This is a genomic window from Thermostichus sp. MS-CIW-38, from assembly GCF_054058415.1.
This window is the reverse complement of record NZ_JBSSAH010000006.1, coordinates 1-18,875: the sequence shown is the minus strand read 5'-3', so window position 1 is coordinate 18,875 and position 18,875 is coordinate 1. Positions and strand designations below refer to the sequence as shown.

Below are 18,875 nucleotides of genomic sequence, written 5' to 3'. Positions count from 1 at the left end.
GTTAAGGTCTATGCTGGATCCCTCCCATCCCATTCCCGCTGAGCAACAGCCGCTCCGGCAATATGCAGAGCTGAGGGAAGCCTTTCCTTTTTCCTGGCCTGCTTTGGGGTGGATCCCTTACTTAAAACGAATCTTCGCGGTTTGGGGAGCTGTTGTGCTGGCGGTTTCCCCGCTGGTTTGGAGCAGCTTTGCCGGAGATTGGGGCCACTTTGTCTCTGGGTCGGTGCTGGGGGCCAATGTCTTGCTCGGCCTGGTGTTGCTCCATCTCTACTTGGGATGGGCTTATGTGCGGCGGCGCTTGGTACAAGCCCAGATTCCCTATGAAGAAAGTGGCTGGTACGATGGGGCGATGTATGCCAAGTCAGAAGAGGAGCTGGCTCAGCATCGGCTGATTGTCAGGTATCAGATTGATCCTGTGTTGCAGCGCCTGCGACGGAGCTTGTGGGGCGTGGTGGGCTTGAGTGGGTTGGTGGCCCTGCTGTGGCCTCTGGGGTAGGCAGTTGGTTGGCTGTTTTTAGGATCCCGGACAGTGCACATCACTTCTGATCTGGCTCAAACCTTGCGACCCACCGCTGTGGCCATCGGGAACTTCGATGGCTTGCATCTGGGCCATCAGAAGGTGCTGCAGCCGATTCGAGATTCTCTTCAGGGGGTACGTACTGTCCTCACCTTTCATCCCCATCCCCAGGAAGTCTTGACGAGGCAGCCTCAGCTGTTGCTCACTCCCCCTGCCGAAAAGCTGGATCTGTTGGCGCAAATGGGCTTTGAGCAGGTGGTACTGCTCCCCTTCACCCCTGCATTTGCCTGCCAGCCCCCCCAAGAGTTTATCCAAACGGTACTTGAACAGGGCCTGCGCGTTCGCCATCTCAGCGTCGGTTGGGATTTTTGCTTTGGTCACCGTCGCTCCGGCAACGCCCAAACGCTCCAGGCTTGGGGATCCGAGCGCTGCATTCCGGTGGAGGTGATCCCGGAGGCGAAACTGAACGGGGAACGGGTGAGCAGCTCTCGCATTCGAGCTGCCCTGGCGACCGGGGAGGTGTCCACTGCCGAAGCGCTCTTGGGTCGCCCCTATCGTCTGATGGGAGAGGTGGTGCAAGGGGATCAGCGGGGCCGACAACTGGGCTTTCCCACCGCCAACCTCCGCTTGCCTCCGGAGAAGTTTTTGCCCCGCGATGGGGTGTACAGCGTTTGGGTGGATGTGCCTGCTGCTGCGGCAGCTCTGCCTGGGGTGATGAACATCGGCCATCGGCCCACCTTTGCCGGTTTACAGCACACCGTCGAGGTGCATCTATTGGATTGGACAGGAGATCTCTACGGGCAAGAGGTGCGGGTGGCGCTACGGGGCTTTATCCGCCCAGAGCGGAGATTTCCCACGGTGGCAGATTTGATTCAGCAAATTCAGCAAGATTGCCAAACGGCTCGTCAGCAGTTGGGCTTGGCCGAGCAAGTGGGTATGGTCTAAAGAGATCTACCTCCTTTCTGAAGAGAGCTCGCAAGCACCGATGCTCACCCAGGCGCTGGTGCCATCTCGCCAGTATTCTTTTTTCCAGATGGGGGCGTTGTGCTTGAGGGTGTCGATGGCAAATTGGCAGGCAGCAAACCCTTCGGCCCGATGAGGGGTGCCCACCGCCACCAAGACGCTGATCTCGCCAATGCGCAGCTTGCCGATGCGGTGGTGGATGACCACACTGTTGGCATCTGGCCAGCGCTGCTGAATTTGTCGGGCAATATCGGCGAAGACCTTCAGAGCCATGGGCTCGTAGGCTTGGTATTCCAGGTAATCGACAGGGCGGCCATTGGTGTTGTCTCGAACGGTACCGCTCATCACCACCACAGCTCCATTGCCCGGATGGGAGGCCTCTTGGTGGACACGGTCGATGGATAGGGGAGCCAGGGTAATCTGGAAGGAAGTCTTCAGGACGGTCAGGAGCATGACTCTAGTCAATAATAAGCTCAACTATACTGAAAATAATGTATAATATGTTCAGTACGGATTACTACCAGTTGATCTTTCTGTTTACTTTCGAGTCTGCCAACATGGTAGCCAAAGCAAAGCAGAAAATTGGTAGTAAGACGACACGGAAACTGCGCTTTGGGTATTCTACTCAAAGCTTTGCGGGATACCGCCATTCTGTTTGGACTCCGTCCCGCTAACGCGAATGGAAACAAACAGAATGCTATCGCTGCATAGTTGAACAGTGATGTTCAGCAGTGTTCAGCGTAAATGTATCAGATTCATGATGGCCCAATAAGGGATCCCCACAGCAATGCTATCGCTTCTGACCATTCCACCGTAGCTCCGTAGGTATCGCCCGTGTGTCCTCCCAACTGGCGGTAGATCCAGTAGCCCACAGCCCAAGCCCCCAGGGCGGATCCCAGCGTCCAGAGCAGCAAAGGGGGCCAAGCCAAGATCCCAGCCCAGCCCAACCCCCCGGTGATGGCCAGCACAAGCAGAGTGCCCGGCCACAGGGATCCCGGCAAGGAGGTGGAGTCCTTGAGGAAGCGGGCGGATCCCTGCTCTCGCAGATAGGGGTACAGGGCAATGGCGAGCAACTGGCCCCAACGCCCCCAGGCGGGCACCAGCAGCAAGAGGGGCCAAGCTCGAACGCTGCTCAGGGCAGCAAATTTCAGCAGCAGCAGCAGCACCAAGGCCAGTACCCCATAGGCCCCGGTGTGGCTATCGCTCATCACCTGCAGACGGCGACGGGATCCCTGCAAGTCAGATTTTTGCCCATCCTCAGTTGACCGTTCCGGATCCCCTTTGTAAGGATTCTTGTGGACATTGATCGCCAAGCCATCAGCAGTATCGGCCACCCCGTCCAGGTGCAGCCCACCGGTCAAGAGAACCCACAGGGCCAAGAGCAAAGCGGCCCGCACCGGATTGGGGAAAATCTGCAGCAGGATCCCAGCCAGGGAGAGGATCCCGCCCAGCAACACACCTACCCCTGGCAGCCAGGCGGCAATGCCCTCAAACGGCAAGTCTCCGACCCACCCCAGAGGCAGGGCCGTGTAGAAGGTCAAAGCTGCCCAGAAGCGCCGCAATCACTCCATCCTTGAGTTCTGTGCAAAGGGATCCGCCAATCCAGCCCTCTGGGAGAGAAAATAGGAATCCTTGCGAACGGTGCGCCCCACCACAATGGTGAGCTTGACAATGGTGAGCTTGGCCACCAAAGCTCCGATGGCGCCCACCGCGGCCAACACCAGAAAGAGGGCTGCTTTTTCAGAAAGACTGGGATCCGCGGAGTCTGGTTCGAGTTCATGCTGAAGATCCTCCATCGCGCGGGTTGGCAGTTCCAACTCAGTCTGCCTTAGGGGGCCGGGAACTCTCTTGGATCCTAAGCAGTGATCCCTTGCCCCGGCTCTCTATCGAAGCTGGAACAGACCGCAGAGTTAGCGGATGTATTCCTTCAACACGCTGTTGCGGTTGGGGTGGCGCAACTTGCGCAGAGCCTTAGCCTCAATCTGCCGGATTCGCTCACGGGTGACATTAAAGATCTGGCCGATTTCCTCGAGAGTTTTCATGCGGCCATCATCCAAGCCGTAGCGCAACTTCAACACATCCCGTTCGCGGGCGGTGAGGGTTTCCAAAACGCTTTCCAGATCTTCTCTGAGCAAGACTTTGGCCACCCGATCCTCCGGCGTCTCCCCATCCGACTCGATAAAGTCTCCCAGCCGAGAATCCTCTTCCTTGCCGATGGGGGTTTCCAAAGAGATGGGAAGCTGGGCCGACTTGGCGATAAAGCGCAACTTCTCGATGGTGATCTCCATGCGGGTGGCGATCTCCTCTTCGGTGGGCTTGCGGCCCAATTCCTGGGAAAGCAACTTGGTTACCTTTTTGATGCGGGAGATCGTCTCGTAGAGGTGGACAGGCAGGCGAATGGTGCGGGATTGGTCGGCAATGGCGCGGGTGATGGCCTGTCGAATCCACCACGTCGCATAGGTAGAGAACTTGTAGCCCTTCTCGTGGTCGAATTTCTCGGCTGCCCGGATCAGGCCCAGGGATCCCTCCTGAATCAAATCCTGAAAAGACAGGCCCCGGTTCATGTACTTTTTGGCGATGGACACCACCAAACGCAGATTAGACTGCACCATCTTTTCTTTGGCCCGCCGCCCCCGATGCAACCGCCGCCGAAATTCCGGCAAGGACATCTTGACCTCTTCTGCCCAGAGGGTGTCCGGCACCTCTTCTGGGTCTGACCAGAGGCCCATACGCTGAAAAACGGCCTCGCGAGCGCGCTCTAGCTCCAGCAGATCGGCAATTTTTCGGGCTAGCTCGATTTCTTCATCGGCCCGCAGCAGCCGGATACGCCCAATTTCTTGCAAATAGACCCGGATAGAGTCATCGGTGTAGGGCTTTTTCTTACTGGCCGCCTTGCGCTTTGAGCGACCTTTGGCACCGGCGGCGGCAGTCTCTCCATCCTCCTCTGCTGCCTCTTCGTCGTCGTCATCCTCATCAAAAGCATCAGTGTCACCGGTATCCAGTTCGCTCTCGAGGGTATCTGTCTCCGTGTCCAACTCCAGGGTGCCAGAAGGTGGATTTTCCAGATCCGATTCGAGAAGAGCTGTTTGACCAGATTTCACCAATTCCTTTGCTTGAGCCATGCTGAGTTCCTCGTGATCCTAATCACAGACAACTAAAGGTGACTAAGGGAGCTTAGACGCCAAAGGGAGAGGAGCAAGTTGCAGCTCTGCTGCATCCCACAACGCCAGAGTGAGGGAGCCGATATCCGCAAGCCAAAGCCTGAGTTGCCCTAGGCAAGCCTGCCCGCTTCTGGATAACCGATTGCTCGGGTCAATCTGGAAGCAGATATCGCTCATGGGGCTCAACTGAACTGGCGCAAGACCCGTCATCTTGGTGGGCGGAACCTCTCAAGATGGCGAGAGGTGGATCTTTCTCTTCGCCAATCCTGCGACGGGGTGCGAGGCACTTCACTGGGGGGGCGGAACATTCAGCACCTCAACCACTCCAACCCGCGAGGAGAAGATCGCTCTACAGCAGGCGGCAAGTGACCCTGGGAGGAACACTTGCGAGCAACTGTAGCCGTTCACACCAAAACGTCTTCCCTAAATTAGCCCGACCTGGGGGAAACAGCAACGGGGCAGGCAAAGAAAATGTTAAATTCGCCTCAACAATGGCCAGAATGGAAGCCCTGGCCAGGGATCCATCCTTCGGCCTAGTCCGAGCAAATGGCTCGATGCTAACTTAAATCAGACTCTAGGTCGATGACACCCTGCCTGTCTTTGACTTCTATGACCCATCCCTTCCTGCACTGTCTCCAGGAACGTGTGATTGTCTTTGATGGGGCGATGGGATCCTCCCTCCAGGCCCAGAACCTGACGGCAGCGGATTTTGGTGGGCCGGAGCTGGAGGGTTGCAACGAGATGCTGGTGCTGACCAAGCCGGAGGCGGTGGAGCGGGTACACCGCGGCTTTCTGGAAGTGGGGGCCGACGTTGTTGAGACCAATACCTTTGGGGCCACCTCCATCGTTTTGGCCGAGTACGGGATCCCGGAAAAAGCCTACGAGCTGAACGTGGCGGCGGCGCGACTGGCCAAGCGGGTAGCAGCCGAGTTTTCGACGCCGGAAAAGCCCCGTTTTGTGGCCGGCTCCATTGGCCCCACCACCAAGCTGCCCACCCTGGGGCACATCAGCTTTGATGAGATGCGGGCTGCCTACGAGGAGCAGGTGCAGGGGCTAGTTGACGGTGGGGCGGATCTGCTGATCATCGAGACCTGCCAGGACATTTTGCAGACCAAGGCGGCCCTGGTGGCCGTGCAGCAGGAGTTTGCCCAGCGAGGGATCCGCCTGCCGGTGGTGGTGTCCCTCACCTTTGAGGTACAGGGGACGATGCTGGTGGGCACGGAGATCGGGGCGGCTTTGGCCATCCTGGAGCCCTATCCCATCGATGTGCTGGGCCTCAACTGTGCCACTGGCCCAGACAAGATGGTCGAACACATCCGCTATCTGTCCCGCCATTCTCCTTTCCCCATCTCCTGCATCCCCAACGCTGGCCTGCCGGAAAACATCGGCGGCAAAGCCCACTACAAGCTCACCCCGGAGCAGTTGCGCTTCCACCTGGAGCATTTTGTGCGGGATCTGGGGGTAGCGGTGGTGGGAGGGTGTTGCGGCACCCGTCCCGAGCACATTGCCGCCTTGGTGGAAGCTGTGCAGGGGCTGCGGCCTAAACGCCGCTCCGTCGAGCGCATTCCCGCTGCTGCCTCGATCTACACGCCCCAGCCCTACCTGCAGGAGAACTCGTTTTTAATCATCGGCGAGCGGCTGAATGCCAGCGGCTCCAAAAAGATGCGGGAGCTGCTCAACGCCGAAGACTGGGACGGCCTGGTGGCCCTAGCGCGGGAGCAGGTGCGGGAGGGAGCCCACATCCTGGACGTGAATGTGGACTACGTGGGCCGGGATGGCGTGCGGGATATGCGGGAGCTGGTCTCGCGGCTGGTTACCCAAATCCCAATTCCCCTGATGCTGGATTCTACCGATTGGCAAAAGATGGAAGCGGGCCTCAAGGTGGCGGGGGGCAAGTGCCTGCTCAACTCCACCAACTACGAAGACGGGGAAGAGCGCTTCTTCAAGGTGCTGGAGCTAGCTAAAACCTACGGCGCCGGGGTGGTCATCGGCACCATCGACGAAGAGGGCATGGCCCGCACTGCCGACAAGAAGTTCCAGATTGCCGAGCGCGCCTATCGTCAGGCGGTTGAGTACGGGATCCCGCCCTACGAGATTTTCTTTGACCCTTTGGCCTTGCCCATTTCCACCGGCATCGAGGAAGACCGGGCCAACGGGGCAGCCACCTTGGAGGCCATCCGCCGTATCCGCCAGGCTTTCCCGGAGACCCACATTCTCTTGGGCATTTCCAACATCTCCTTTGGGCTCTCGCCGGCAGCCCGCGTGGTGTTGAACTCGGTGTTTTTGCACGAGTGCCGCGAGGCCGGCCTGGATGCCGCCATCGTCAGCGCCGCCAAGATCCTGCCCCTGAACAAGATCCCCGCAGAGCAGCAGCAGGTGTGTCGGGATTTGATCTGGGATCGGCGGCAGTTTAACGCCGTTCGCGTTAGCGGGACGGAGTCCTCGGGCATTTGCACCTACGATCCCCTGGCGCGGCTGACGGAGCTGTTTGCGGGCGTTTCCGGGAAGGAACTGCGCTCTGGCGGATCTTTTGCAGATTTACCCCTGGAGGAGCGCCTGCGGCGGCACATCATCGACGGCGAGCGGATTGGCCTGGAGGAGACCCTGGCGGAGGCACTGCAGAACTATCCTCCCCTGGAGATCATCAACACCTTTTTGCTGGACGGCATGAAGGAGGTGGGGGAGCTCTTCGGCGCTGGCAAAATGCAACTGCCCTTTGTGCTGCAGTCGGCAGAAACCATGAAAGCGGCGGTGAAATACCTGGAGCCCTTCATGGAAAAGGTGGGAGGGGAAGTGTGCAAAGGCACTCTTTTGATTGCCACCGTCAAGGGGGATGTCCACGATATTGGCAAAAACTTGGTGGACATCATCCTCACCAACAACGGCTACAAAGTCATCAACCTGGGCATCAAGCAGCCGGTGGAGAACATCATCGAAGCCTATGAAAAGAGCAAGGCCGACTGCATTGCCATGAGCGGCCTGTTGGTAAAATCCACCGCCTTTATGAAGGAGAACTTGGAGGTGTTTAACGAGCGGGGCATCACCGTGCCGGTCATCCTAGGAGGGGCGGCCCTTACCCGCCGCTTTGTGGAAGAAGACTGCCGCCAGACCTACAAAGGCCAGGTGATCTATGGCCGCGACGCCTTCGTCGATCTCCACTTTATGGATCGGCTGATGCAGGCCAAAGCTGCCGGACGCTGGGACGACCGGCTGGGTTTTCTGGATGACTTGGAGCAGGGATCCCCCTCTGCCAATGGCCAGAAAGAGGCTTCTTGGGTTCCAGAGGAAACGGATCCCAGCCTGCCCCCTGCGGAGACCACCGTGGGAGCTGCTCCCGCCCTCACCCTCTCCGAGTCCCAAGACACCCGCCGCTCTGAAGCCGTTGCCCTGGAGACTGAGCGACCCATCCCGCCTTTCTGGGGATCCAAACTTCTCACCTCAGATCAGATCCCCTGGCCGGAAGTCTTCTTCTACATCGACAAGCAGGCCCTGGTAGCCGGCCAGTGGCAGATTCGCAAGCCCCGCGACCAGTCGGCAGAGGAGTTTGCCGAGTTTATCGCCACCCAGGTGGATCCGGTGATCGAGCGCTGGAAAGAGCGGATCCTGGCAGAAGATCTGCTGCACCCCCAGATTGTCTACGGCTATTTCCCGGCCCAGGCGGAAGGAAATACTCTAATCCTGTTCGACCCGGCCAGCTTCCCGGAGCTGTTTGCCCTGAAGCCAGGCTCCACCACCTATTTCCAACTGCCGACGGTCGAGCGGCCCCAGCTTTCTCCCCAGGTGCGGGAGCTGGCCCGCTTCACCTTCCCCCGCCAAAAGAGCGGCCACCGCTACTGTATCGCTGACTTCTTTGCCGATCGCTCCACTGGCCTAGTAGATGTCTTCCCCATGCAGGCGGTTACGGTGGGCCCAGAGGCCACCGCCTATGCCCAGCGCCTGTTTGCCAAAGGCCAGTACACCGACTACCTGTATTTCCACGGCCTGGCTGTGACCCTGGCGGAAGCCCTGGCGGAATGGTGCCATGCCCGCATCCGGCGGGAGCTGGGGTTCGGCCACGAAGATAGCCCCGACATCCGCAAGATCCTGCACCAGGGCTATCGGGGATCCCGCTACAGCTTCGGCTATCCCGCCTGCCCCAACATCGCCGACCAACGGGTTCTGCTGCAGGTGCTCCAGGCCGAGCGCATTGGCCTCACCATGGACGAAAGCGATCAATTGGATCCGGAACAGTCCACCACCGCCATCGTTGCTTACCATCCGGCAGCCCGCTACTTCAACACTTAGGCTTAGCTTGTCGGGGTGTGGGGGTAGCTAAGCCCCGCACTGTACTCGTAGAGTCAGTGTCGGGATACAGATACCCCCACATGGTGTATGATGGGAGTACTTGCACAAAACGGCTTTTGCCGGAATCTGGTGCAACTACGCGGTAGGGCATTCCGTGTCTGCTCGTGGAGGGTTCTTGCGTAGGCTCCCCGTTCGCGTCAGCGGTGCGTAGCACTTTGAAGCGAGAAGCCCACGCTGTACCCGTAGGGTCAGCGATGGGAGTATGTCACGCCCTCATCTCCAACCTCTCTCAGGGGAAGAGGGGGAACTGTCGAGAACGGCTAGCGGGATCCCAGGCGGGAGCGGCTGTTCGCGTCAGCGGTGCGGAGCACTCCGCAGGGGGAAGCCCACGACCAAGATCAAGGTAGCCAGAATGATCAAGGTGGAGAGGGCATTGATTTCCGGGGTAACTCCTCGTCGCGCCGTGCTGTAGATCAAAATTGGCAAGGTCAGGCTCTCCGGCCCACTGGTAAAAAAGGAGATGACGAAATCATCTATCGAAAGGGTAAAAGCCAGCAAAGCGGCAGCTTGGATCCCTGGCATGGCCAAGGGCAAGGTGACATAGCGTAGCTTTTGCCAGGTGTTTGCATAGAGGTCATAGGCGGCTTCCTCCAACGCAGGATCCAAAAGTTGGAGACGGCTGCGCACCACAATAGCCACAAAAGCAATCTGAAACGTAATGTGGGCCAAGATCATCGTCCCCAAGCCCAGCTCAAAGAGGCCCGTGTAAAAGCGCACAAACTGGTAGAACAGCAGCAGCGCGATGGCCATCACAATATCGGGGACGATCACCGGCAACAGCATCAGCCCCTGCAGGATCTTTTTACCGGGGAAGCGATAGCGATACAGCCCATAGCCCAGCAGGGATCCCAGCAGCGTGCTGACCAGCGTGCTGACCAACGCCAGGACGAGGGTATTTTGCGTGGCCTGCCAGATCGAGGCATTCCGAAAGAGAGCCAAGTACCAATCGAAGGTAAAGCCCGTCCATACCAGCCCAAAGCGGGCGCGGTTAAAGGAATAGACCGCAATAAGCAGAATTGGCAGGTAGAGAAAACCATAGATGGCATAGCTCACGCCCCGCAGCCAGGTGGGTATCCTTGCCAACATTCGGCCAACATTCGTGTGTGGTATCTCAGTTGTCTCTATCCCACTGTAGAGCAGGCTGCCAAAATTGCAGCAACTCCCTAGGCTTTATACATCAGCCTGCAACCCTGTCTATCACGCCAAAGTCCGTGCCAATGTGAGGTTATCTGTGGCTGGATTTGTTGAATTGATGATGGGATCCCTGAAGCTGTAAAGACGGCAATCAAAGAACGTGAGCCAAACGAAATGTTTTGCTGTTCGCGTTAGGGGGACGGAGTCCTTGCCTTATTCGGGCAACCCGATACCTGTGACTGGGAAATTGGCAGCACAGGCATTCCCCAACGCCGGCAGTGGGCACTTCCGCGAGGATTGCTAAACTTAGGCTCGGAGTGGTGTGAAAAAGCTGCAACCCATGCCCAAAAGCAGTTCTGGTCGTCTTCGAGAAAAACAAAATCCAGAAGAACCGCACGCGAAAACCAAGGGTATGTCTCGGCCTGTCGGTCGCGTCAGCGGGACGGAGTCCAAACCGTTGCGGTGGGGCAATACAGCCTACTGGGAGGCGGTTGGGTTGATGTTGCTAGGGATCCTGCTGATCGTCTATCGCTGGCGGGGCACCCTGCTGATGTTGATCAATCCCGGCTACGTGAATGTGGCGCTGTTGGCCGGGCTGTGTCTGTTGGGCTTGGGGATTGGCCGTTGGCGAGGAGCCAAAGTTGCCTCTTCTGAAGTCCATGCCTCACTATTGGGGCCGCGGCTGGGCGCAGGACTGTTGATCCTGACGGCCCTGCTGGGGTTTTGGGTCGAGCCACGACCACTCTCCAGCCAAACTGCCCTCAACCGAGGGGTATCTCCCTATCTGGGGGTATCTCGTAGCCAGCCGCAGGCTTTTCGCCCCAAGCTCGACCCGCGTCAGCGAACTCTGCTGGACTGGGTGCGCACCTTGGATGTCTACCCGGATCCCTACACCTATGAGAACCAGCCGGTGCGGGTGCAGGGGTTCGTCATTCCCGACAAGCAACCCGACCATTTTGTTATTGCCCGGTTTTTGGTTAGCTGCTGTGCTGCCGATGCTTACCCTGTGGGCTTGCCGGTGCGCTGGCCAGAGGCAGAGCAGTTAACTGCCGACAGTTGGCTGCGTCTGGAGGGGCGCATGGCCGTGGAGCAGCGGGATGGCCAATCTCAGTTGGTAATCGCTGCCGAGCAGGTGGAGCCGATACCGGTGCCGCCAAACCCCTATGCCGACGAATAAGAGCAGGCGCTTAGATGTCGGTTTAGATATCGGTTTCGCTCAGCTTAGCGCTCAGGTAATCGAAGGGCTCGGCCACAAAGCTATAGTCTTCGCCGGAGCCAAGCAGCTCCAGGGTGCGGGTTTTCATGTTTTGGATCCCAATCACCGTCGGGGCGATGGGCACACCGAGGGAGTTGTAGGTCTCCCGCAAGCCCGCCAACACCCGCTCATCCAAAATGCTGTTGTCGGCAGCCACCAGCGCGTAGGAAGCGTAGCGCAAGAAGTAGTCCATATCCCGCAAACAGGTGGCATAGCGGCGGGTGGTGTAGGCGTTGCCTCCCGGACGAATGAGATCCGGCACCTGGGCGAACATGGCCGCAGCAGCCGTTTTGACGATATCCACTGAGTTGAGATTGATCACGTTCACGGCCTTGATGCGCCGCAGCCCCGAGTCATAAAAAGCCTTGAGCGCATCCATTGCCTCCCGATCCAAGTAGCGGCCCGTCAGGTCGTAGGTTTTGATCAGTGTGGTTACGGCATCCCGCATATCCCCAGCTCCATTCTTGTGACTTTATTTTGTAAAGTAGCTTGAGATGAAAAAATGAGAAGAGATTTTGCCGGACAACATCCAAAGGTCAACCTTGGAAAATCGAGCCAGAGCCCGGCAACGGCGACGCTTCAGGCTCCCCTTCGCCCTCAGAAGTTTAGCATGCAGGGGTTTCTTTCCCACTTCCCTCTGAGACAATGGCCAATGTTGTTACAAAAATGTAACCTTTCTGCAACACTCTAGGGATCCGGCGGCAACACCCGCAGCGGCTTGAGCTGGCCTGCCTGACCATACCCCAAGCCCAAAAACTTGCCCGCCTCGTCCAGCACCCGCAAAGTAGGGGCATCGACAACAGGCCGGTCGAGGAGAATGGCCCGACCCTGCAGCCACTGCTTCGCTTCGGCGGAAGAGAGCTGTACCGCACCCCAATCGGCAAATCCCCACTCGATGGGCAGCAGGGCAGCAGCGGGATCCCCGGATCCCCGCCATCTCTCCAGCGGCAGGCTTTCTGTGATGCGAAAGGGTCCACTTTGCAGCCGTCGTAGCCGGCTCATCAGCCCTCCACAGCCCAATTTTTCCCCCACATCGCGGGCAAGGGCACGGATATAAGTGCCGGGGCCACAGGCAATTTCTAGATCCACTTCCGGAAAGTCTCCGGCTCGCCAGCCCAGGACCCGCAGTTGCTGAATAACCACCCGCCGCGGCTCCAACTGGAGTTCCGCAGCCTCTACGCCGGCCCGGGCCAACTGGTAGAGCTTTTTCCCCTGGCGCTTAAGGGCGCTGTAGAGGGGCGGCACCTGCCAGATCTCGCCGGTAAACTCCCGCAAACACTGCTCTACCTGCTCGCGACTCAACCCAGGACAAGGGGATCCCACCCGGATCTGCCCTTCGGCATCGTCGGTGTCGCTGCGCTGTCCCAATCGGAAGGTTGCTTGATACACCTTATCCCCCGACAAAAACGACAAAAAGCGTGTTGCCCGTCCCACCGCAATCGGCAAAACCCCCGTTGCCGCCGGATCCAAGGTGCCCCCATGCCCCACCTTGCGGGTGCGCAAGACCCGCCGCACCACTGCCACACAGTCGTGGGAGGTGAGCCCCGCCGGCTTGTCCAGGTTGAGAAAGCCCTCCAGGGATCCCATGCCAGGCATAATATGCATCAACAGTTAAGATTTTTAAGATTTGTAACTGAGCTGCCCCAGCGCTTAACATGGGGTTAACTTCCGTCTCCAAGTTTGAAGCACCTATGGCTCAGTCTGACCTGTTCTTTCAGCCTATCTGGCAACGCCTCCTGATGATTGCCCCCTTTTTCCTGTGGGGCTCGGCGATGGTGGTGATGCGAGATGCCCTCTCCGAGACCACCCCCCTCTTCATTGCCATTCTGCGGTTGCTGCCGGCAGGGATCCTGGTTCTTGCCTTTCGGCTCTGGCAGGGGCGGGGTTCTGCGTCTCACGCCTGGCATCCCAGAGGGCTGCGCGGCTGGCTATGGGTGTTGGCGTTTGCGCTGGTGGATGGCACATGTTTTCAGGGATTTTTGGCCCAAGGGCTGAAAGAGACAGGGGCGGGCCTGGGATCCGTGCTCATTGACTCGCAGCCGCTGGCGGTGGCTTTGATGGCCACCTGGTTTTACCGCGAGCGGATGGGATCCCTGGGCTGGCTGAGCCTGGGGCTGGGGGTTTTCGGCATTGGCCTCATCGGCCTATCCGGTGGGGGATCCCTGCAGTTGGGGGCCGGCGTCGTTTGGATGTTGATGGCCTCCCTGTCGATGGCAGTTGGCACCGTGATGATGCCCAAGGTGGCGGAGGTGGCAGATCCGGTGCTGGCGACGGGCTGGCACATGGTGTTGGGCAGCCTGCCGTTGATCCTGCTGTCAGCACTAACAGAAACCCAGCAATGGCAACACCTGAGCGGGATCCACTGGCTGGGCCTCCTCTACGCTTCGGTGATGGGGAGCGCCTTGGCCTATGCCCTCTTCTTCTATTTCGCCTCTCAGGAAAACCTCACCGAGTTCAGCTCCCTGACCTTCCTCACCCCCATCTTTGCCCTGCTGTTTGGCAGCACCTTTCTGGGGGAATCGCTGACGCGGCTGCAATGGCTGGGAGTGGGCATCACTCTGGTCTGTGTGTACTTGATTAACCACCGGCAAGAATGGCAGGAGCGCCTGCGTCTGGGCTGGAAAGGGATCCTCTCGGAGCTGGGTTTGGATTGGCTGGTGAGCGCCTTCAGCACCGTCGAGATCCGCGATGGCAACCCCGACTGATCAAAGCTTGGGCAGGGATCCCTCAGGGGGGTAAGAACCCCATAGCCTCTCTCACCGTTTTTAGCGTTTGCTCGGCGATGGCCCGGGCCTTAGCGGCATTCTCCCGAATCAGAACGAGCAGGTGGTCGGGGTTGCTCCACAGTTCCCGGTAGCGCTGCTGAATGGGCTCCAGGGCAGCGATGATGCTGTCGGCAAGGAGGGGCTTGAACTGTCCCCACCCCATCTCGGCACACTCAGCCGCCACCGCCTCCTTGCTTTTGCCGGAGGTGAGCATGTAAATCGTCAACAAATTGTGGGCTTCGGGACGAGCCGGATCGTCAAAAGTAATGCCCCGAATGGGGTCGGTCTTGCATTTTTGGATCTTCTTGCGGATGGTATCCGGGTCATCCAGCAGATGGATACGGCTGAAATCCGAGGGATCCGACTTGGACATCTTCCGCGTACCATCGGTCAAGCTCATTACCCGCGCCCCCTCCGGACGAATCAGGGCCTCCGGGATCAGAAACACCTCTCCAAAACGGTCATTGAAGCGGCGAGCGATGTCCCGACACAGCTCAATATGCTGCCGCTGATCCTCCCCCACTGGCACATACTTGGGTTGGTAGAGCAAAATATCCGCCGCCTGCAAAATCGGGTAGCTGAACAAGCCAACGCTGGTCTCCTCTCCCTGTTTTTCTTTCTTCTCCTTGTATTGGATCATGCGCTCCGCCCAGTTCATGGGGGTGATGGTGTTGAACAGCCAGGCCAGCTCCGTATGGGCAGGCACGTGGGACTGCACGAACAGCACGCAATGCTCCAGGCTGAGACCGCAGGCCAAATAAAGGGCAAACAGCGAACGGGTACGCTCCCTCAGCAGCTTGGGATCCTGAGGGACGGTGATGGCGTGTTGATCGACGATGCAAAAAAAGTTCTCGTAGTGCTCCTGCTCGGCCACCCAGTTTTTAATTGCCCCCAAGTAGTTGCCCAAATGCAGTTCGCCAGAGGGCTGAATGCCAGAAAGGGTGCGCGGCTTGGCCATAGGGAAAGCAAATCTCAAACGCCAACAAGACGGAGGACAAGAGCAAGGAAAGTCTTTTTCAGGATATCAAGAGAGGCGCAACCTGTTGGTTCATGATGGAAAAAAGACGCCCAACCGCACACCATGTCAGACTCAGAACCCGAACTGTTACGTGCTGCCAACCACTATGTGCTGCTGATACCGGGCTTGCCGGAGCAATTTCTCAGCCCTGAGGAATTGCAGGAGTTTCTCATGCGGCTGTTGCAGGAACATCCCCACCTGGTGGATGCAGATCTGGCCCGCTATCCCACCCCTCAAGCGCAGGCACAGCGGCTGATCGACACCGCCTGTGAGCTCGAGGTTTGCCCCGGCGAAACCGTGCAGTGGCATCCTGTGCGCCTGAGCAAGCGCTCCTCGACACGGTCTTAACAGGCTCGGAAGTTCCTTGGCCAAGCCGTTCGCAGCCTCGTTGCAGCAGCGTTGCAGTTCCCCTCCCGCAGGCATAGCAAAAACCTCACCAGAGGTGGGGCGGGCAGTACGGGGTTGTGTTTCGGATCCCGCCTTGGGCGTGATACAACGCAAGAGTAGAGATCCTTAGTCCTAAACTTAAAAGGGGTCAGCCATGCCGCGCAGCATGAAGAACGACAACTTCATTGACAAGACCTTCACCGTCATGGCCGATCTAATTCTGAAACTGCTGCCAGGGGTGAGTTCCGAGGAAAAGAAAGCCTTTGCCTACTACCGGGATGGCATGGCCGCTCAGAGCGAAGGAGAATACGCCGAGGCCCTAGAAAACTACAGAGAAGCCCTCGCCCTCGAGCAAGGGGAAGAAGACCGCAGCTACATTCTCTACAACATGGGCCTGATCTACCAGAGCAACGGCGAGCTTGACAAAGCCCTCGACCACTACCACCAAGCTCTGGAGTTAAACCCAAGACTTTGCTCTGCCCTGAACAACATTGCCGTATTGCTGCACCACAAGGGCGAGCTGAGCCTGCAAGCCGGGGATGAGGAAACAGCAGAGGCCCTGTTCAACGAGGCTGCCCAGTACTGGATTCGGGCCATTCGCATTGCCCCCAACAACTACATCGAGGCCCAAAACTGGCTGAAAACCACCGGGCGCGCCAACCTGGAGGTGTACTGAGCTTTCCTGCAGAAGGACTCCGTTCCGTTAACGCGAACGGTTGATCTCGGCTACCCTGGGCTAAGTCAAGTCGATAATCTGGGAGCCGGAGGAGAGGATGCTGAAACGGGAAGAAGTCCAACATGTTGCTCACTTGGCTCGTCTGGAGCTGACCGAGGAGGAAGAGATCCAGTTCACAGAGCAGCTAGCAGACATCTTGGCCTACGTGGAGCAACTGAAGGAGCTGGACACGGAGGGGGTAGAGCCCACCTTTCACGTCCTGGACATGGAACTGCCCACCCGCCCCGATGAAGTCGAGCCCTACCCGGATATCGAAGGGATCCTGGCCAACGCCCCTGATCGAGCTGACATGTTCTTCAAGGTGCCCCGCATTTTGGAAGGGGAAGACTGACATGGGTCGGCAGGGATTCGAACCCTGGGCCAATCGGTTAAAAGCCGAGTGCTCTACCGCTGAGCTACCGACCCAAGTTTGCAGCTTCGTCATATTAGCAAAGCTTCTGTCACATTCGCAAAGGTTCTGGCCGTATCCCCAAAAATCTTGCTATGCTGGTCTCAAGTCAACCCTGGGGCTGTAACGGTTTCGACGGGGTGGCGAACATGGGTTCATGAGGCAGGTCGGGATTGAGCTTATCCCGTTACCACCAGGCTCAAAAAAGTACGTGCGAACAACGTCGTACCCTTTGCTCGTAAAGCGGCTGCTTTGGCTGCCTAAGGCTCAGTAACCGAAAACTTACTCTGAGCTCGAGGATCTGCTCACGACCCCGTTAAGTGGGCGGATCACAACCCCAACGGGTGCAGCTCTCTACTCTGGCTCCGTCGAGGGAGAGACTAAGATTAGGCGGAGAACTCCCATCGCTGGGATCCAAACGGCGATCCCCGCCTCGAGGGTCAAAGAGGCTAAACCTGTGAATGAGTGATCCCTCAGTACCCATCTCGGACACGGGTTCGACTCCCGTCAGCTCCATCTCCCAGCAGTTAACTACGAGCCAAAAACTGCCAGCTTTCAGCCATGCCCTAGGAGCAGATCCTGCTCAGTTTCTAAAGGTTTTACGGAGCGTGGGCGAGTTTGATGACAAGGTGCCGGTTTTTGTCCACCGCAACCCAGCCCTGCTGGCGAAAGCGGTTTAGGAGACGGGTAATGGTGACCCGGGTAGTGCCGATGGCATTGGCCAAGTCCTGGTGGGTAAGGCGCACTTGCAGGCGCACCCCTGTTGCAACCGGGGATCCCAGCTCCACAGCCAAAAGGGAGAGCAACTGGCGCAGCCGATCCTCTACCCGCCGCCGTCCGGCCAAGGCGAGCAATGCTTCGGTTTGGCGCAGCCGACGCACCACCTGCTTGAGCAGCCCTTGACTCAGGATCTCTGAGGCTTCCACCTCTGCTGCCGGCAGCCGCAGCACATCAACTGCCGTCAAAGCCTTAGCTTGGTAGGGATCCAGCATCGTCAGCGGGGATCCCAGGGGCATGGAGGGGCCGGCAAACCCCAACAACGCCTCACCGCCATTGGGATAGAGGGTGGTCAACTGTACCACGCCCCGACAGACGATCACCCATTCCTCAGGAAACAGAGGGATAACCTGGCCAGGAGTGTAGGGGGATAAACTGCGGCTGCGGTAGAGGTCTTCCAGCAGTTGGCGCTCCCGTGTGGACAGGCCGGCAGCAAAATGGCTAGGCATCGCTTCAGGCATAGGCTGGCTCCGCTAGGAAAACTGGGCGCACCAGTCGTTGGGCTCCCCCTTGCAAACCAACAGCAATGGGCTGGCCGTCAATGCTGAGGTTGGGGCATGAGATAAGTGTTCCCGACAACACCTTAGCGCTTGCCTCCCAGTCTGAAGTAAAGGCAAGGTTATGTCCAGGTTAAGTGTGGCTGCCCCGAGAGAATAAAGACAAAAGGGGAACCAGGCAAAGCTGCAGGGATCCTAATCCGCTAGGATCGAAACCAGGGTGCTCCGCACCGTCGACGCGAAAGTGCTCAAGCTTTCAGGAGATCTGTCGTGACGCTGATGGTTCGTGTGATTACCCCCGACCGCACGGTTTGGGATGCCCCCAGCGAGGAAGTGATCCTCCCTGCCACTTCGGGCCAATTGGGCATTCTCACCGGGCACGCCCCCCTCTTAACTGCTATCGGCAATGGCGTTATGCGGGTCAAAGCCGATGGAAAGTGGTCGGCCATTGCGGTCATGGGCGGATTTGCAGAAGTCGAAAACAACGAGGTAACCGTCCTGGTCAACCGAGCAGAGCGGGGTGAAAAAGTGGATAAGGCAGCGGCTCAGGCCCTCTTGGACGAAGCAAGCAAAGTTTTGAATACCAGCAGCGACAAGCAAGAGCGCTTGCAAGCCAAGTTGGATCAACAGCGAGCCAGGGCCTTGATCCAAGCTGCCGAGATGGGCAGCAAGACTGGAAGCTGACCCTGTCCCGGCGCGGGATCTGCAGATGGAGCTCAAGCTGCAGGAGAGATGGAGGGGCTGAGGCGCAGCCAGGGGGCCATTTTCGATCTTTGGGGATTGGCTTTGTTAGCTAGACCGGCGGGAAGCCCCGCCTTCTGTTAGTGACTAGTGGCTGGTCACTATCCACTCACCACTATCCAGGGTGAGGGTCGGGATAAAAGGCGAGGACACGATGCTTCGTCCTTACTGGTGCTATGACCGGCGTAGCAG

The 18,875-nt window shown here is 58.3% G+C and carries 18 protein-coding genes, 1 tRNA gene and 1 other RNA gene; 10 read left to right on the top strand and 10 right to left on the bottom strand.

Annotated elements, in window-relative coordinates; translation table 11 throughout:
* The first annotated feature begins 10 nt into the window (after window positions 1-10).
* Together ACVWXZ_RS03580 and ACVWXZ_RS03575 are read left to right on the top strand one after the other, a co-directional pair.
* Window positions 11-496, top strand: a complete 486-nt coding sequence (locus ACVWXZ_RS03580; protein ID WP_457482164.1) for a CGLD27 family protein — start codon at window positions 11-13, stop codon at window positions 494-496.
* Window positions 497-529: 33 nt separating this feature from the next.
* Complete coding sequence (locus ACVWXZ_RS03575) at window positions 530-1,462, top strand: bifunctional riboflavin kinase/FAD synthetase (RefSeq protein ID WP_457482163.1); 933 nt, start codon at window positions 530-532, stop codon at window positions 1,460-1,462.
* Window positions 1,463-1,468: 6 nt separating this feature from the next.
* Here ACVWXZ_RS03575 and ACVWXZ_RS03570 read toward each other — a convergent pair whose 3' ends face one another.
* The 4 genes from ACVWXZ_RS03570 to rpoD form a co-directional block, all read right to left on the bottom strand.
* Window positions 1,469-1,933 (bottom strand): molybdenum cofactor biosynthesis protein MoaE, encoded by a 465-nt coding sequence (locus ACVWXZ_RS03570; RefSeq protein ID WP_457482162.1) that lies wholly within the window; start codon window positions 1,931-1,933, stop codon window positions 1,469-1,471.
* A 302-nt stretch (window positions 1,934-2,235) separates the two neighbouring features.
* On the bottom strand, window positions 2,236-3,042 hold the full coding sequence (locus ACVWXZ_RS03565) for an adenosylcobinamide-GDP ribazoletransferase (RefSeq protein ID WP_011433784.1): 807 nt from the start codon (window positions 3,040-3,042) through the stop codon (window positions 2,236-2,238).
* Window positions 3,043-3,297, bottom strand: coding sequence for a hypothetical protein (locus tag ACVWXZ_RS03560; RefSeq protein WP_457482161.1), 255 nt, complete (start codon window positions 3,295-3,297; stop codon window positions 3,043-3,045).
* Window positions 3,298-3,390: 93 nt separating this feature from the next.
* On the bottom strand, window positions 3,391-4,602 hold the full coding sequence (rpoD, locus tag ACVWXZ_RS03555) for an RNA polymerase sigma factor RpoD (protein ID WP_414417736.1): 1,212 nt from the start codon (window positions 4,600-4,602) through the stop codon (window positions 3,391-3,393).
* A gap of 648 nt (window positions 4,603-5,250) precedes the next feature.
* On the opposite strand from rpoD, the gene metH reads away from it, so the two are divergent.
* Window positions 5,251-8,925 (top strand): methionine synthase, encoded by a 3,675-nt coding sequence (gene metH / locus ACVWXZ_RS03550; protein ID WP_457403765.1) that lies wholly within the window; start codon window positions 5,251-5,253, stop codon window positions 8,923-8,925.
* A 354-nt stretch (window positions 8,926-9,279) separates the two neighbouring features.
* Here the strand turns inward: metH and ACVWXZ_RS03545 are convergent, their stop codons facing one another.
* Window positions 9,280-10,071: an ABC transporter permease gene (locus tag ACVWXZ_RS03545; protein WP_457482160.1), complete on the bottom strand. Its 792-nt coding sequence runs from the start codon at window positions 10,069-10,071 to the stop codon at window positions 9,280-9,282.
* A 460-nt stretch (window positions 10,072-10,531) separates the two neighbouring features.
* Between ACVWXZ_RS03545 and ACVWXZ_RS03540 the strand changes: the two genes are divergently transcribed.
* Window positions 10,532-11,296: a TIGR03943 family putative permease subunit gene (locus ACVWXZ_RS03540; RefSeq protein ID WP_457441992.1), complete on the top strand. Its 765-nt coding sequence runs from the start codon at window positions 10,532-10,534 to the stop codon at window positions 11,294-11,296.
* A gap of 22 nt (window positions 11,297-11,318) precedes the next feature.
* On the opposite strand, the gene apcB is transcribed toward ACVWXZ_RS03540, so the two are convergent.
* Window positions 11,319-11,822: an allophycocyanin subunit beta gene (apcB, locus tag ACVWXZ_RS03535; RefSeq protein ID WP_011433791.1), complete on the bottom strand. Its 504-nt coding sequence runs from the start codon at window positions 11,820-11,822 to the stop codon at window positions 11,319-11,321.
* A gap of 239 nt (window positions 11,823-12,061) precedes the next feature.
* Window positions 12,062-12,979 carry a tRNA pseudouridine(55) synthase TruB gene (gene truB, locus ACVWXZ_RS03530; RefSeq protein WP_457441993.1) on the bottom strand — a complete coding sequence of 306 codons (918 nt, stop codon included), beginning with the start codon at window positions 12,977-12,979 and terminating at the stop codon, window positions 12,062-12,064.
* An 86-nt stretch (window positions 12,980-13,065) separates the two neighbouring features.
* On the opposite strand from truB, the gene ACVWXZ_RS03525 reads away from it, so the two are divergent.
* The gene (locus tag ACVWXZ_RS03525) at window positions 13,066-14,079 is read left to right on the top strand and encodes a DMT family transporter (RefSeq protein ID WP_457440637.1); all 1,014 of its coding nucleotides are present in this window, start codon (window positions 13,066-13,068) and stop codon (window positions 14,077-14,079) included.
* 22 nt (window positions 14,080-14,101) lie between these two features.
* Here ACVWXZ_RS03525 and trpS read toward each other — a convergent pair whose 3' ends face one another.
* Window positions 14,102-15,097 carry a tryptophan--tRNA ligase gene (trpS, locus tag ACVWXZ_RS03520; protein ID WP_414423812.1) on the bottom strand — a complete coding sequence of 332 codons (996 nt, stop codon included), beginning with the start codon at window positions 15,095-15,097 and terminating at the stop codon, window positions 14,102-14,104.
* A 123-nt stretch (window positions 15,098-15,220) separates the two neighbouring features.
* Between trpS and ACVWXZ_RS03515 the strand changes: the two genes are divergently transcribed.
* The 3 genes from ACVWXZ_RS03515 to gatC all read left to right on the top strand — a co-directional run bounded on the left by ACVWXZ_RS03515 (window position 15,221) and on the right by gatC (window position 16,611).
* Window positions 15,221-15,505, top strand: a complete 285-nt coding sequence (locus ACVWXZ_RS03515) for a chlororespiratory reduction protein 7 (protein ID WP_414342689.1) — start codon at window positions 15,221-15,223, stop codon at window positions 15,503-15,505.
* A gap of 193 nt (window positions 15,506-15,698) precedes the next feature.
* A complete protein-coding gene (locus tag ACVWXZ_RS03510) occupies window positions 15,699-16,220 on the top strand; it encodes a photosystem I assembly protein Ycf3 (RefSeq protein WP_414350803.1) in 522 nt (173 codons plus the stop codon).
* Window positions 16,221-16,317: 97 nt separating this feature from the next.
* Window positions 16,318-16,611, top strand: coding sequence for an Asp-tRNA(Asn)/Glu-tRNA(Gln) amidotransferase subunit GatC (gene gatC / locus ACVWXZ_RS03505; protein ID WP_414350806.1), 294 nt, complete (start codon window positions 16,318-16,320; stop codon window positions 16,609-16,611).
* A 2-nt stretch (window positions 16,612-16,613) separates the two neighbouring features.
* Here gatC and ACVWXZ_RS03500 read toward each other — a convergent pair.
* Window positions 16,614-16,685: transfer RNA gene (locus ACVWXZ_RS03500), tRNA-Lys, on the bottom strand.
* 100 nt (window positions 16,686-16,785) lie between these two features.
* On the opposite strand from ACVWXZ_RS03500, the gene ssrA reads away from it, so the two are divergent.
* Window positions 16,786-17,187, top strand: a transfer-messenger RNA (tmRNA) gene (ssrA, locus tag ACVWXZ_RS03495).
* An 80-nt stretch (window positions 17,188-17,267) separates the two neighbouring features.
* Here ssrA and ACVWXZ_RS03490 read toward each other — a convergent pair.
* Window positions 17,268-17,906 (bottom strand): Crp/Fnr family transcriptional regulator, encoded by a 639-nt coding sequence (locus tag ACVWXZ_RS03490; RefSeq protein ID WP_011433798.1) that lies wholly within the window; start codon window positions 17,904-17,906, stop codon window positions 17,268-17,270.
* Window positions 17,907-18,212: 306 nt separating this feature from the next.
* Here ACVWXZ_RS03490 and atpC point away from each other — a divergent pair, with 306 nt between their 5' ends.
* Window positions 18,213-18,626, top strand: coding sequence for an ATP synthase F1 subunit epsilon (gene atpC, locus ACVWXZ_RS03485; protein WP_414330392.1), 414 nt, complete (start codon window positions 18,213-18,215; stop codon window positions 18,624-18,626).
* The last annotated feature ends 249 nt before the right edge of the window (window positions 18,627-18,875 follow it).